Consider the following 15,373-nt stretch of genomic DNA (forward strand, 5'->3'; position numbering starts at 1 on the left):
ATCAATGAAAATGAGATAATAAAATGAAATATATGAGGGTAGTAGTTATGACATCTTTTATGCTATTTATTGCATCGAGTTTTGCATCAACGAATCAGATAGTGATTGCACATCGAGGTGCTTCGGGTTATTTACCTGAACATACATTGGAAGCTAAAGTATTAGCTTATGCAATGAAGCCTAATTATATAGAGCAAGATGTGGTGATGACGAAGGATGACAAGCTCGTTATCTTACACGATCGTTATCTCGATAGAGTTACAGATGTTGCGACAAAATATTCTGGCCGGGCGCGTAAGGATGGGCGTTATTATGTAATAGATTTTACTTTAAAAGAAATTAGAACCCTAAATGTAACCGAAGGGTTTAATGTGGCGCCCGATGGCAAGCAAACAGCAATATTTCCCAATAGATTTCCTATTTGGAAATCCCATTTTACAGTGCCTACATTCTCTGAGGAAATAGAGCTTATTCAAGGATTGAATAAAACATTGGGTTACAACATTGGTATTTATCCTGAAATAAAAGCGGCGTGGTTTTATCGTCATGAAGGCAAGGATATTAGCAAAGCCATATTGAGTGTATTGAAAACTTATGGCTATATAAGTAAGGATAGTAATATATATTTGCAATGTTTTGACGCTCTTGAATTAAAACGTATACATGATGAATTATTACCCGCTATGGGAATGGATCTCAAGCTTGTACAGTTAATGGCGTATACCGATTGGAATGAAACCATGCTTTATTCTAAAGAAGGATCGACAGTATATAGCTATGATTGGATGTTTAAAGACGATGGTATGAAAAAAGTAGCCGAATATGCGGATGCTATCGGTCCATGGAAACCAATGCTTGTAGATGAAGCTTCAACGAGAGATAACATTATCATCAAACCATTAATGCAAAAGGCACGAGAAGCGGGTCTTGGTATACATGTTTATACTTTTAGAGCTGAACCTGAAAAAATCCCTGCATATGCGAAAGACTATGACGATATGTTGGATATTTTTTATAATCAGGTTAAAGTAGATGGCATTTTTACAGATTACCCCAATAAAGCGGTTAAATTCTTAGCAAAATAAGAAATAAAAGGTTGCTCGTTTTTTAGAAAGTAAGGTGAATTTGAGGGGCATAAAGCGCCTCAAATTCCACTCTCAAATGAAAGTCCCCCTTAGATGTAATAAAGCATGGTTTTTATTGTGTTTTTAATGCTATTTATTAAGATGAAACATAAAAAATAGTTTTTGGTTACATTGACACTATGAGGTGTAGGCGATTGATTGCATAGGACTTTGAGGATTGCGGTTAAAACGGTTTTATCATGTAAAATTTCTATTGTTTATAATAACTTTAATTGGCAAACCCACCTTAATTTACAATAAAATTCAGTAAGATGGGAATAAGTTAATTATAGAATAAAACGGCTTAAATCTTCATTTTTAATGAGATCATCAAGGCTGTTAGCGACATATTCAGCATCAATGGTAACACTATCGCCTTTACGATCTGAGGCTTCATAAGATAGTTCATCCATTATCCGCTCCATTAAAGTGTGTAAACGGCGCGCTCCAATGTTTTCAGTCGTTTCATTAACGTGCCATGCAGAGCTGGCAATTTTATTAATACCATCTTCGGTGAAATTAATGGTTACGCCTTCAGTGGCTAATAACGCTTGATATTGCTCACTTAAAGAGGCCTTTGGCTCCGTTAAAATACGGGCTAAGTCTTTTTCAGTTAGGGCTTCTAATTCAACGCGAATCGGTAAGCGTCCTTGTAATTCTGGAATTAAATCAGATGGTTTTGCAACTTGGAATGCGCCAGATGCAATAAATAACATATGATCTGTTTTAACCATGCCATATTTAGTGCTAACCGTAGAGCCTTCAATTAACGGTAGGAGGTCACGTTGCACGCCTTCACGAGATACATCTGGACCACTCGTATCACCACGTTTACATATTTTATCAATTTCATCAATAAAAACGATACCATGATTTTCTGCAGCAAAAATCGCGCGTTCTTTAATGTCTTCTTGATTAATTAAATTAGCACTTTCTATTTCTATAATAGCTTTTAGTGCATCTTTTATTTTCATCTTGCGCTTTTTCGTTTCATTTTTACTGGCAAGACTCTGGAACATGCCTTGTAGTTGATTTGTCATCTCTTCCATACCAGGAGGAGCCATGATTTCGACACCGATTTGTGTGCTAGGGACGTTAACCTCAATCTCTTTGTCGTCTAATTTCCCTTCACGTAATTTTTTTCTAAAAGACTGACGAGCCACACCATCTTCAACGATATCGTTACTTGTATCCCACTCGTTTGTTGTTTTAGCGGGAGGAATAAGAATATCTAATATCTTATCTTCCGCAATATCCGCGGCTTTTGTTGTGACTTTTTTCATCTCTTGTTCGCGCGTGAGTTTAATAGATACTTCTACAAGATCACGAATGATGGACTCTACTTCTTTACCCACATAACCGACTTCTGTAAATTTTGTTGCTTCAACTTTTATAAATGGAGCATTTGCAAGTTTTGCCAGACGACGTGCGATTTCTGTTTTTCCGACACCTGTTGGGCCAATCATTAAGATGTTTTTAGGGGTTACTTCTTGACGAATTTCTTCGTCTAACTGCATTCTACGCCAGCGATTACGTAAGGCTATCGCTACGGCACGCTTAGCTTTATCTTGACCAATAATGTGCCTATCTAATTCAGCGGTGATCTGTTTTGGGGTCATATTTGACATGTGCTATATTCCTATTGCTCGCTACTTTCAAAGTCAATGACTTCAATTGTTTGATTAGTATTGGTAAATACACAGATATTTCCTGCGATAGTAAGTGCTTTTTCAACGATCGTTTTAGCATCTAAATCGGTGTTTTCCAGAAGTGCCATAGCAGCTGACTGTGCAAAATTTCCACCAGATCCAATGGCAATAATATCATTTTCAGGGCGAATAACATCACCATTACCTGTAATGATATAAGAGTGTTTAGCATCGGCAACGACTAATAACGCCTCTAATTTACGTAACATTTTATCTGTGCGCCAATCTTTCGCAAGCTCAACGGCGGCTCTTTCTAAGTTTCCTTGGTGAGCTTGTAGTTTCGCTTCAAATTTTTCTAAGAGTGTAAAGGCATCGGCGGTGCCTCCTGCGAAGCCCGCTATTACCTTGTTATTGTATAAACGATGTACTTTTCGTGCATTGCCTTTCATGATGGTATTACCGAGAGAAACTTGGCCATCGCCTCCGACAACCACTTGGTTACCGCGACGTACTGAAACAATCGTCGTCATTTTTATTACCTATTTATTGAAGTATATTTATTATATATAGGGGGGAAGAGCGATGAATTCAAGGGGTTAAAATAAAGATGCGCAAATGAAAATTTACGCATCTTTATTTTATAAATCCCAGTACCAGATCATACAGCCATTGATATTGGCTCGTTGTAATTTATGCAGATCTTTTTCTGCAAGGCGTTTATTGTCATAGGGCCCAAGAACAACGCGATACCAAGTAGTGGTTTTTTTTATAATCGTATTCAAGCCTTGAAATGCGATACGCGCTTTAAGTGTTTCTGCATCATTTAAACGTCTAAATGATCCACATTGCATTAAGTACGGACGCTTAGATACTTGTTTCTTTGGTATATCAACTTTGATTTCTTTTGTTTTTAATGTTTTTTCGTACTCCCATCTAGGCTCGGGTTTTTCGGGTAAGACTTCTACTTCTTTTATAATATTTTTTGGATAGACAACTACCTCTTCAGGTTTATCTACAGCAAACACAAAATAACCGATAAAGCCAATCAATAAAATTGCAATACCAACAGCTAAAAAAGGAAATCCTTTTCTAGCTTGTTTTTTTTTACTAACTGGACGTTTACGAGTCGTACGTTTTAGTGGCTTTTTGGCCATTTACATACGCTCCAACGTGTTGATACCGAGTAAAGATAAGCCTTGTTTTAATGTTTTAGCCGTTAAAGCAGCCAATTTCAAGCGACTTTGTTTTTGTGTGTCTGTCGGCGCGCTTAAAATAGGGCAGGCTTCATAGAAGCTTGAAAATAATCCAGCCAATTCAAAGAGGTAAGAACACAAGAAGTGAGGCATGCCTTGTTTTGTAACTTGTTTAACAATTTCATTGAATTGCATTATTTTATTCGCTAAATCTTTTTCTTTTTCATCAGAGAATGAGATGTCTTGTGTGATGCTGTCCATATCCATTTCTGCTTTATTAAAGATACTCACAACACGTGTATACGCGTATAAGAGGTAAGGCGCAGTATTGCCTTCAAAACTAAGCATACTATCAAAATTAAACACATAATCACTGGTACGATTTTTAGATAAATCTGCATATTTTACAGATGCAATACCGACGACTGATGCTATATGACGTAGCTCCTGTTCTGCCATGTCTTGGTTTTTTTCTTTTACCAATTCATAAGCGCGCTCTTCTGCTTCTGTTAATAACTCGGATAGTTTAGGTGTTGAGCCTGTACGTGTTTTAAAGGGTTTTCCATCCGCACCCATTACAGTGCCAAAGGCCATATGTTCAAGCGTTGTTGTTTCTTTAACGAAGCCGGCTAAACGAGCAACTTCAAATACTTGTTGGAAGTGTAAGCTCTGACGTGCATCAACAAAATAAAGAACTCGATTCGCATTTAAGACTGATTGACGGTAACGGATAGCAGCTAAATCAGACGTTGCATAAAGAAATCCACCGTCTTTTTTCTGAATAATAACGGGAAGTGGCTCACCTTCTTTATTTTTAAAACGATCTAAGAAAACACATTTTGCACCTTGGCTTTCTTTTAATAGGCCTGATTTTTCTAGATCAATGATAACATTTGAAAGATCATCATTATATGCACTTTCACCACGAACATGTTTACGCTCTAAGCTTACACCTAAGCGTTGATAAGCTTCTTGACAGTGTGAGATACTTATTTCTTTAAATTCGCACCATAACTCCAAGCACTCTTTATTACCATTTTGTAGTTCAACAACAAGATTTCGAGCGCGCGTAGCAAATGTTTCAGATTCATCAAAGCGACACTTCGCTGCTCGGTAAAAAACCTCAAGGTTAGCAAGATCTTTTTTGATTTCTTGGCCTTTAGAGCGTAATTCTTCCATGTAGGCAAGTAGCATTCCAAATTGAGTCCCCCAATCACCCACATGATTTTGGCGTACAACATTATTACCTTGAAACTCTAAACTACGCACCACAGCATCACCGATAATGGTAGAGCGCAGATGGCCTACATGCATTTCTTTAGCTAAATTAGGCGATGAATAATCGATAACAATTGTTTGTGGATTTTCACTTAATTCAACATCTAAACGCGCACTTGCATAGGCGCTATCTATTTGTTTTTCAAGGTAGTTGGGATTGATAAAAAAGTTAATAAAACCAGGTCCTGCAATTTCTGTTTTAATAATAATATCTGAAGAGGGTAAATTTTTGATAATAAGCTCAGCTAAAATTCGAGGGTTTTTCTTCGCGGGTTTCGCTAATATAAGAGCAAGGTTACTGGCAAAGTCGCCGTGTGACTTTTCTTTTGTTCGGTCGATAACAATGCGAGGTTGAACATCTTCAGGAATAATTTGTTGTTTTTGAAGTAAAACTATCACTTGCTCAAGTTGCTGTTGGATAAAAGCTTTCATAGATGATTCACCAATTGATAAAGACTAAAGAGTTAATATAGAATATTACAATTTATCGGCGTGGAAAACTAGGGGCATCTAACAACTCAGGTATTAACTTTAGTCATTTTTCGGAATAAAATGGCATTATTGACCAGAGGAGATGAGTATAGATACATAACTCTTATTCTTAGATTATTATCAATTTATATTTGTCGCAGATAGTTTTTTTATATAATAAAAACATATTTCATAAAAAACGCAGCATAACGTGAATTTGTTAAAACGGCGAGGATAAATTATTAGATAAGTTATTTAATCGTTCACAGACTGTTGGATAAATTATTAGATAAGTTATTTAATCGTTCACAGACTGTTGTTATTAGATGCTTCTTTATATGTGAGTAATTTTCTTTCAATTATTGTGTATTGATTAATAAGGTAGAATAATTATTTCTGTTTAAAAGAAGTAATACCGTACCAAAAACAACTATCGGTAGGGTAGGTAACGACTAATAATGTTCGTTACCTACGTTGTTATTTGTGCAATAAATTAAACTCGTTCAAGCTTTGCATATGCAGTCATTAACCATTTACTGCCGACATCTGAAAAATGGACTTGTAAGCGACTATTCTCGCCACTCCCTTCTTGGCCGATGATAGTGCCTTCCCCAAACTTCACATGTTTGACTTGTTGCCCAAGCTCAAAACCTAACACATCTTGGCTAATAGCGTTACTGAAGCGTTTCTCAATGCTAGGATAATTATGTTTGGTTTGAGTTTTTATACGAATAAATTGGATATCTTGCTCAGGCAATTCAGCAATAAAGCGTGAGACAGAATGAAACTTTTCTTGACCATATAAACGTCGACTATCCGCGTGGCAAATGGTAAGTTTTTGCATGGCTCTCGTCATACCAACGTAACAAAGGCGACGTTCTTCAGCAAGGCGAGTTGGATCTTCAGTTGAACGTTGGCTAGGAAACATACCTTCTTCAACGCCGACCATAAAGACTTGTGCAAATTCTAATCCTTTTGCTGAGTGCATTGTCATTAGCTGCACAGCATCAGAAAACTCATCGGCTTGATTGTCACCCGATTCAAGCGCCGCGTAGGCTAGAAAAGCGGTTAATTCATCCATATCTTGCTCTTCTTCTGGAATGGTAAAGCTTTTACTTGCAGATATAAGCTCCTCTAAGTTTTCAATGCGGCTTCGTGATTTTTCGCCTTTTTCATTGGCGAACATCTCTTTTAATCCTGAATGATTAATAATATGGTCAAGTAATTGAAATAGAGGTAGCTCAGTAGTTTCTTCTTTAAAGCGATTTATTAAGTCAACAAAAGCGCCCAAAGAGCGTGTCGCGCCTGCACTTAGCAGTTTATTTTCAATTAAATAATGGCTTGCATGCCAAAGTGTATAGCCTTGGTCGCGCGCACATATACGGATTTTATCGAGTGTTGTATTACCAATTTTTCGTTTGGGTTTGTTTATTACTCGCTCAAAAGCAGCGTCATCTTGGTGATTATTCATTAAGCGTAAATATGCGATACTATCTTTAATTTCTAAACGATCGAAAAATCGCTGTCCGCCATAAATATGATAAGGAATTTGATTTGCCATTAATTGCTCTTCAAAAAGTCGAGACTGAGCATTGCTTCTGTATAAAATGGCGCAATCACAGAGTTTTTTGTTCTCTCTTTCCCATTTCTTTATCTGTGTAATAACATAACGCGTTTCATCGTATTCATTAAAGGCGTTATAGATAGCAATGCGCTCTCCATCTTCACCACTGGTCCAGAGCTCTTTACCTAAACGATCGCTGTTATTCTTAATCAATTGATTCGATGCATTAAGAATGTGTCCTGTTGAACGATAGTTTTGCTCTAAAAGAATGGTTACAGGATTTTTTTTCTCTTTTAAGAAACGTTGGATATTTTCAATGTCGGCGCCACGCCAGCCATAAATAGATTGATCATCATCACCAACAATGGTTAAAAAGTTATCGGCATCGGTAAGTAAAGTAAGCCAAGCGTATTGTAATTTATTAGTATCTTGAAACTCATCGACTAAGACATGTTTAAAGCGTTGTTGATAATGTTTTAATAAAGAGGGGTGTGTAAGTAAAAGCTCATGGGTACGTAGTAAAAGCTCTGAAAAATCGACCAAACCGGCTAGTTGACATGCATCTTCGTAGGCTTTATAAATTTGTAAACGTTGTTTTTCTTGTAAACTATAACCCGCATCAATATGCTTAGCGCGTAAACCTTCATCTTTTTTATCATTGATATACCATTGTAGCTCTTTTGACGGGTAATATTTATCATCTAAATTCAGAACTTTAATAATACGCTTGATCATTTTTTGTTGATCATCACTGTCGATAATTTGGAAATGTTCGGGGAGGTTTGCTTCTTGAAAGTGTAAACGTAATAGTCGATGTGCTATTCCATGAAAGGTGCCAATCCACATGCCAGATATTTTTTGTGGACAGATACTACTTATGCGAGCGCGCATTTCTTTGGCTGCTTTATTGGTAAATGTAACGGCTAATATGCCATAAGTCGGGATATGCTCAACTTCAAGTAGCCATGCGATACGGTGCGTTAAAACACGTGTTTTACCGCTACCTGCACCAGCAAGTACAAGCATATTCTGCTCTGGCGCAGAAACTGCAGCACGTTGAAAATCATTTAAGCCATCAATTAAGTATGAAACATCCATTAAAATACACCTGTCTATTTAGTCAGCAGTGAGTATAGTTGATCTAGTTGTGTGATTTCAACTGTGGGTAATAATCTTGCTCCTGCTAGGGATTGTTTATTTTCATTTAACCAGACCGCTTGTGCACCACTATTTTGTGCACCAAAGACATCGCTAATCAAATGATCTCCAACGTGTATAATTTCACTCACGGCAATGTTTAAACGTTGTGCCGCTTCGATAAAAAGATCTGCGCTAGGTTTTGCTTGATAGCCATTTCCTGCTTTTAAAACAAATTTAAATTTGTTGTCTAGGCCTATTTGATGTGTATCGACATTACCATTTGTAATAGCTATTACGGGGTATTGTTGAGCGAGTCTATCTAATAAATCTAAGCTTTTTTGAGGCACTTTAAAAGCACTGCGTAAGCGTAAAAACTCAGTTAATGCCTGTTGTGCAGAGTCGATTGCGATATATTCGGTTATTCCGTAAATACACATAATACGTTTTAGTGTTTCTAAGCGCCACTGGGAAACATCATGGATTAACTGCGGATATTCACGGAGTAAGTGATTTTTATATAAGCCCCATTGATGAGCGGTTAATTCGCTTAACTGCGCATATGTTTTATTTAAATAGAGAAGGAAATCGCTTTCAGCTTTTTTTATTATGGGGTGGTTATCATACAATGTATCATCAAGATCAAAGCTTATTGCTTTAAAGGGTTTTAAGGCGCGATAAAATTTCATGTTTTTTTCCGTTTGGCGCGAGGGTGTGCTTTATCATACACCTCAGCCAGATGTTGAAAGTCTAAGTGTGTATAAACTTGGGTTGTGGATAAATTAGCATGACCCAATAGTGATTGTACTGCGCGTAAGTTACCACTTGACTCTAGCATATGTGTGGCAAAAGAGTGGCGTAATTTATGTGGGTTAAGATGACTGGGCAATTGTTGCTGTAGGCCCCACTTTTCCATACGCATTTGTACATTACGTGCCGATATGCGTTTTTTTTGTTTAGAAACAAAGAGCGCTTGTTCATTGCTTGAACAAAAATCAGGCCTTACTTTTAACCACGCTTTAAGACTGCTCACTGCTTTTTTTGTGATAGGTAATAAACGTTGCTTGCTACCTTTTCCTAAAACCATTACCTCGGATTCACGTAACTTTAAATCTTTTAAATTAATCCCGACAAGTTCACTGAGTCGTAATCCCGAGGAGTACATCAGTTCCATCATGCATTGATCGCGTAAACTTAAAGGATCATCTTCTTTAATATTAAGGAGCTGAAACACTTCATCGACAGAGATGTTTTTAGGTAGTGGTTTATCAAGCTTCGGTGTGACGATACCTTTAGCAGGATTAAAGGTTAACACTTCATCTTGTACTAAAAATTCTAAAAAAGAACGCAAAGCAGATATTTTTGTCGCAATCGAACGAGACTTAATTCCTTTTTGATGTAGCTCTTTTATTATCATGCGAACATGATCGCTGTTTAAATCTTGCCATGATTTAATTTTTTGAGGTGCTAATAAACGTATAAACTCGGCTAAGTTTCGCGAATAGTTTTGAATCGTAATTGGGCTTAATCCACGTTGGCTGGCAATGTGGTTAAGGTAGTTGTCGACTGTTTTTTGTAATCTCATGATTATTCTTTATCAATGTCTAGGTGTATACGTAAAAGGTAAACGTTATTACTACGTTTAACTTTTACATTTACATGTTGACGTTATGTGTTTAAATTTGAATATGGCCATCAAAGACAAATTCAGCCGCTCCCGTCATACGGACACTTTGACCCATTTGCCAGAAAAACTTAAGTGTTCCACCCTTTAGTTCAAGAGTACAATGCGTGCTTAGTTTTCCTTGCAACTGGCCAATGACGGCGGCCGCACAGGCGCCTGTACCGCAAGCGAGTGTTTCGCCTACACCTCGCTCCCAAACGCGTAGCTTGGCAAAGTCAGGGCTTTTTATTTCTAAAAATGCCACATTAACTTTATTTGGGAAACGTTCATGATGCTCAATTAAAGGACCTAAAGTCGCAACGGGTGCACTCTCGATGTCATCTACAAAAACAACACAATGAGGGTTTCCCATGGAAACAACTCCACAGATAACCGTGTGATCTTGCACTCGTAATATATAAGTTTTTTCTTCTTTTTTAGCAATAAAGGGGATTTTATTGGGTTCAAAAACAGGTTTTCCCATATCTACTGTAATATTGCCATCTTGTTCTATTTTTAGTTGTATTTTTCCTTTAGCAGTACTAACGTTGATCACCCTTTTTTGTGTTAAGCCTTTTAACTTAACAAAGCGTGCAAAGCAACGAGCACCGTTGCCACACTGCTCTACTTCATTGCCATCAGCATTAAAAATACGATAGTGAAAGTCAAGTTCGGGATCGTAAGGCGCCTCAACCAGTAACAATTGATCAAAACCGATGCCAAAATTTCGATCTGCTAAACGCTGAATGGCAGCTTTAGAAAGAAAGACACTTTGAGTGATATTGTCAATAACCATAAAGTCATTTCCGAGACCATGCATCTTTGAAAATTGGATATTCATTTATTTGTTCCTAAGGTAAAACATGCTCACCGGCCCATAGATTTCGATGCTGTTCTCGCTCTCTTACAATAAATGCTTTTTCGTTATCAACCATAACTTCTACAGGTCGACAACGTGAATTATAATTTGAACTCATCGTTGATCCGTAAGCACCACTACTGCGGATAGCTAAGTAGTCGCCCTCTGCAATAGATAAAACACGATCTTTACCTAAAAAATCAGCACTTTCACAAATTGGGCCAACGATGTCATAATTACGTTGAGGTCGATGGTTTGATGTAAGTAGTTTATTATTAACAGGAATAATTTCTTGCCACGCATTATACAATGCAGGGCGAAGAAGATCGTTCATAGCAGCATCAACGATGGCAAAGTTTTTTTGTTCGTTAATTTTTAAATATTCTACTTTTGTTAGTAATATTCCCGCATTTGCCATGATTGCTCTGCCGGGTTCAAAGAGTAACTTTATCTTTCGATTACCCATTTTTTTTATGATTTCGTTCATATATAAAGTTGGATTGGGTGGCGTTTCATTATTGTAAGGTACGCCTAATCCACCCCCTAAATCGAGATGCGTAATAGATATTCCAAGATTTTCTAACTCATCAATTAAATTGAGTAATTTATCGATAGTATCTAGAAAGGGTGATAACTCCGTAATTTGTGAGCCAATATGGCAATCTACACCTATTATTTCAATAAATTCAAGACCCATAGCAAGCTGATAAACAGTAATCGCTTGTTCAATTTCAATTCCAAATTTATTTTCTTTTAAACCCGTTGAAATGTAAGGGTGCGTTCCCGCATCGATATTTGGATTAATACGAATGGAGATAGGCGCTTTTTTATTTAAACTTTGGGCGACACGGTTAATGCGATAGAGCTCAGAGATTGACTCTACATTGAAACATAAAATAGATGCTTGTAATGCGGTAGATATTTCGACATCAGTTTTACCCACACCAGAGAAAACAACTTTTTTAGGATTGCCACCTGCTTGAATAACGCGTAATAGTTCACCCGCGGAAACAATATCAAAGCCAGAGCCTAAACGTGCCATTATATTTAAAACACCTAAGTTAGGGTTTGCTTTTACAGAATAACAAATTAAATGAGGGTAAGTATTAGCTGCCTTATCTAGACCCTTCCAATGCCTTTCTATCGTGGCTCTAGAATAGACATAAGCGGGCGTACCTGCTTTTTTGATGATATCTTCAATGGCTATATCTTCGACAAAAAGACGTCCATCCGTGTGATAATTAAAGTGATCCAATTTAAAACCCTCTTTATTTTTTATTGATCGGTAATATCCCTTATTTACCGGTTACAGTTACTGTTTAAGTTTTTATTATAAATATATAATTTTTATGTAGGAAAATAAAAATAACTATCAATAGAGATAAAACGTATAAATGGTAAGCCTCGTAGCCTTGTACCAAAACATCAAAAACAAGAAATAAAGAGCAAGTCACGAAGGTACTTATGACTATTTCATAGAGCAGTTTTTTGTGAGCTATCATATGTTGATCTCCCGTATTACTGAAACTAAAGGATAGCTCAATAAAAATAACAATCAAAAAACGTGTGTTTTTATGTGATCGATTTCAAAGAGTTTTGGGTTGTACTTGACCCTTCAAAAAATGGTATTTAGTTTTATTTTATGGTTCTAAAATAAGCAAAGAGAGTGTTGTTAAAATGAAAACAGTAATTTTCCCTGGAACGTTTGATCCCGTGACACATGGACATCTTGATTTATTACAACGTGCGGCTTGCATTGCAGACAAAGTCATTGTTGGCGTAGCGTTAAATGAGAGTAAAAAAACGCTGTTTAATATTGAAGAGCGTTGTGCTCTTCTTCGGCAAGTAACGACTTCCCTGAGCAATGTTGAGATAGAGCCCTTCTCGGGTTTATTAGCAGATTTTGCTAAAGATAAAAAAGCAATTGCTTTGATTAGAGGCATTCGATGTGGTGCGGATGTCGAATACGAAATTCAATTATCGCAACTTAATAAAATATTAAATCCACAATTAGAGACGATTTTGTTAGTGGCGAATAACCGAAGTAGTTTTATCTCCTCGACGGTAGTCAAAGAAGTGTTTAAACATGGTGGGGATATTACGCAACTTGCGCCTTTTGTAGTACAAGAAGCATTGTTTAAAAAAAATAAAGACAAAGAGAGCACATAAAGAAACAGCGTTAAATTGGCCTGTTATTGCACACCGCGGGTTATTTGGCATTTAAGCAACTCTGGCGACGAAAACATATAAATTGCTCTCTATGCGCTTTTTTGAGCGCTTTACATTTAAGCATAGCATGAGGCCATGGCCATTAAGTTTGGCAATGGTCGCAATACACACTATTTCTACCTGCTAGTTTTAGTGAGCTTAAAGGACCTAAACAAATAGGGCAGTGACCACCTTTTTTGCCATAAATATGTAATTGTTGTTGAAAATATCCTGGTTTACCATCACTCCCGACAAAATCCTTTAATGTCGTTCCACCTTGTTCAATTGCTGTTTTTAATACTTTTTGGATTTCTTGTACCAATAATTGATAGCGCTCTAAGGAGATGTCACCCGCTCTTAGCGTAGGCTTGATTGCACTTAAAAAAAGCGCTTCAGTGGCATAAATATTACCGACGCCGGTGAGAACTCTCTGATCCATAATAAATTGTTTTACAGCGAGTCTACGTCGTTTGCTTTTTTCATACAGATATTCACCTGTTAAATCAACGCTCAAAGGCTCTACACCAAGATTGCAGAGCAATTTGTGAGCATAGGGGTTAAGGCCTAGCCATAGAATGGCGCCAAAGCGTCTGGGGTCTGTGTAGCGTAATAAACAGTGTGTAAAGACAATGTCTGCATGATCGTGTTTTTCTGTGGGGGTATTTAAAGGGCAAATACGTAAACTACCCGACATGCCAAGATGGATTAATAACGTGCCCGATTCAAAGTTGAGTAAAAGGTATTTAGCGCGACGTTCAATAGACAATAAGGTTTTGTGTACTAGGTAAACGTGCAAATCTTCAGGGATTTTCCAGCGCAGTTGTCTTTGGCGGATCTCGATATACTCTATTTTATCACCGATAATATGTACGCTAATACCTCGCCGTGTAGTTTCGACTTCGGGTAACTCTGGCATGTTATCTCCTTACATCACAAAACGTATTTATTGACCCAAAAGTAAAGGCAGTTGTTGGCTATTGAGTAAAAGCGTTCTTTCATTATTATATTGCAATAAATAATCATCTCCTTGTTGGATCAATTGAATTATTATAGGTTGCGTTTCATTGGCCGTATAGACTTGTATGGTAAATGGATATTTAGGCTCTTTGATAGGGACTTCTGAGGGCAACTCAATACTTTGCCAGTTGTGTACTAACTTAGCAAGTTGTTGTGGAGATAAACCTAAAGACGGTTCACTTATCCAATCGCGTCCGTTGCGTTTAATGCTAAAATCGGATGTTTTTATTTCAACAATGACTAACTCTGCATCGATTAAGGTATGCGAATTATGTTTCACTTTGAATAAAATACGTTGACTGAAATTGAAAAAAAAGACAATTATTAAAACACCGAAAATAAGTACATTATTCCAACCCTTTTTCGATAAACGCATGATCTCTCCTTTTTTGGATATAAAAAAACCCAGTATAGACTGGGTTCTTTTTAGATAAAATCAAATTTACTTGATTTTGCCTTCTTTGTACATAACATGCTTACGTACAACAGGATCAAACTTTTTGATTTCAAACTTTTCAGGCATAGTCTTTTTATTTTTATCTGTAGTATAAAAATGACCAGTACCAGCACTTGAATTTAAACGAATTTTATCACGCATTTTACTGCTCCTTAAACTTTAACGCCATTAGCACGGATATCAGCAAGAACTGTATCAATACCTTTTTTGTCGATGATACGCATACCTTTAGTAGTTAAGCGTAATTTAACAAAACGATTCTCACTTTCAACCCAAAAACGGTGTGTTTGAAGGTTTGGTAAGAAACGACGTCGTGTGCGGTTCTTTGCGTGTGATACATTGTTACCCGTCATAGGACGCTTGCCTGTAACTTGACATACTCTAGACATGTCTTTGTCTCCCAAAATAATAGTTTTACTCGAGCAAAATAGTCGAACACCTTTTTTAGCCGTCGCCAAAGGCGTCGAGGGCGCATTTTATACATGATCGAGTATGAAAGATCAACAAAAGTGTGAATTAATGTCTTAAATCTCGCCATTTTTTGGAAAAAAAAGGTTTTTTTTGATTTAAGAGGGAAAATAACAAGAAAAAAAAGAGTGAAAATAAAGCACTAAAATCTGCTTTTTAATGTTTTTTTGAGGGTGATCTCGCTTAGTATTTTAAAAAATCATAAGGGGTTTTCATGTTTTTTCTAAGAGTTCTGCTACCTTTAATTGCACTCTTTAAAAATAAAAATGTTGTACGTCATAATAC

The 15,373-nt window shown here is 36.9% G+C and carries 15 protein-coding genes; 2 read left to right on the forward strand and 13 right to left on the reverse strand.

Annotated elements, in window-relative coordinates:
* Positions 1–32: 32 nt before the first annotated feature.
* Positions 33–1,085, forward strand: coding sequence for a glycerophosphodiester phosphodiesterase (gene glpQ, locus B8W84_RS00005; RefSeq protein WP_094751327.1), 1,053 nt, complete (start codon positions 33–35; stop codon positions 1,083–1,085).
* A gap of 326 nt (positions 1,086–1,411) precedes the next feature.
* Here glpQ and hslU read toward each other — a convergent pair whose 3' ends face one another.
* From hslU to lysA, 9 genes are all read right to left on the reverse strand, one after another.
* A complete protein-coding gene (hslU, locus tag B8W84_RS00010; protein ID WP_094751296.1) occupies positions 1,412–2,752 on the reverse strand; it encodes an ATP-dependent protease ATPase subunit HslU in 1,341 nt (446 codons plus the stop codon).
* 11 nt (positions 2,753–2,763) lie between these two features.
* On the reverse strand, positions 2,764–3,303 hold the full coding sequence (hslV, locus tag B8W84_RS00015) for an ATP-dependent protease subunit HslV (protein ID WP_094751297.1): 540 nt from the start codon (positions 3,301–3,303) through the stop codon (positions 2,764–2,766).
* 108 nt (positions 3,304–3,411) lie between these two features.
* Positions 3,412–3,927 carry an SPOR domain-containing protein gene (locus B8W84_RS00020; protein WP_094751298.1) on the reverse strand — a complete coding sequence of 172 codons (516 nt, stop codon included), beginning with the start codon at positions 3,925–3,927 and terminating at the stop codon, positions 3,412–3,414.
* Positions 3,928–5,676 (reverse strand): arginine--tRNA ligase, encoded by a 1,749-nt coding sequence (argS, locus tag B8W84_RS00025; protein ID WP_094751299.1) that lies wholly within the window; start codon positions 5,674–5,676, stop codon positions 3,928–3,930.
* A gap of 532 nt (positions 5,677–6,208) precedes the next feature.
* Positions 6,209–8,377 carry a DNA helicase II gene (gene uvrD, locus B8W84_RS00030; RefSeq protein ID WP_094751300.1) on the reverse strand — a complete coding sequence of 723 codons (2,169 nt, stop codon included), beginning with the start codon at positions 8,375–8,377 and terminating at the stop codon, positions 6,209–6,211.
* Between the two features lie 14 nt (positions 8,378–8,391).
* A complete protein-coding gene (gene yigB, locus B8W84_RS00035; protein WP_094751301.1) occupies positions 8,392–9,105 on the reverse strand; it encodes a 5-amino-6-(5-phospho-D-ribitylamino)uracil phosphatase YigB in 714 nt (237 codons plus the stop codon).
* Entirely contained in the window at positions 9,102–10,001 is a 900-nt protein-coding gene (xerC, locus tag B8W84_RS00040; RefSeq protein WP_094751302.1) for a tyrosine recombinase XerC, read from the reverse strand. Before xerC ends, yigB begins: the two co-directional genes overlap by 4 nt.
* Positions 10,002–10,092: 91 nt before the next feature.
* The gene (gene dapF, locus B8W84_RS00045) at positions 10,093–10,920 is read right to left on the reverse strand and encodes a diaminopimelate epimerase (RefSeq protein ID WP_094751303.1); all 828 of its coding nucleotides are present in this window, start codon (positions 10,918–10,920) and stop codon (positions 10,093–10,095) included.
* Between the two features lie 10 nt (positions 10,921–10,930).
* A complete protein-coding gene (lysA, locus tag B8W84_RS00050; protein ID WP_094751304.1) occupies positions 10,931–12,193 on the reverse strand; it encodes a diaminopimelate decarboxylase in 1,263 nt (420 codons plus the stop codon).
* A gap of 422 nt (positions 12,194–12,615) precedes the next feature.
* Here lysA and coaD point away from each other — a divergent pair, with 422 nt between their 5' ends.
* Positions 12,616–13,107, forward strand: a complete 492-nt coding sequence (coaD, locus tag B8W84_RS00055; RefSeq protein WP_094751305.1) for a pantetheine-phosphate adenylyltransferase — start codon at positions 12,616–12,618, stop codon at positions 13,105–13,107.
* A gap of 142 nt (positions 13,108–13,249) precedes the next feature.
* Here the strand turns inward: coaD and mutM are convergent, their stop codons facing one another.
* The 4 genes from mutM to rpmB form a co-directional block, all read right to left on the reverse strand.
* Positions 13,250–14,062: a bifunctional DNA-formamidopyrimidine glycosylase/DNA-(apurinic or apyrimidinic site) lyase gene (gene mutM / locus B8W84_RS00060; RefSeq protein ID WP_094751306.1), complete on the reverse strand. Its 813-nt coding sequence runs from the start codon at positions 14,060–14,062 to the stop codon at positions 13,250–13,252.
* A 27-nt stretch (positions 14,063–14,089) separates the two neighbouring features.
* On the reverse strand, positions 14,090–14,539 hold the full coding sequence (locus B8W84_RS00065; protein ID WP_094751307.1) for a hypothetical protein: 450 nt from the start codon (positions 14,537–14,539) through the stop codon (positions 14,090–14,092).
* Positions 14,540–14,605: 66 nt separating this feature from the next.
* Positions 14,606–14,761 carry a 50S ribosomal protein L33 gene (gene rpmG, locus B8W84_RS00070; protein ID WP_011768487.1) on the reverse strand — a complete coding sequence of 52 codons (156 nt, stop codon included), beginning with the start codon at positions 14,759–14,761 and terminating at the stop codon, positions 14,606–14,608.
* A gap of 11 nt (positions 14,762–14,772) precedes the next feature.
* A complete protein-coding gene (gene rpmB / locus B8W84_RS00075; protein WP_094751308.1) occupies positions 14,773–15,009 on the reverse strand; it encodes a 50S ribosomal protein L28 in 237 nt (78 codons plus the stop codon).
* Positions 15,010–15,373 lie beyond the last annotated feature (364 nt).

Source organism: Psychromonas sp. CD1 (genome assembly GCF_002239585.1).
GTDB lineage: Bacteria > Pseudomonadota > Gammaproteobacteria > Enterobacterales > Psychromonadaceae > Psychromonas.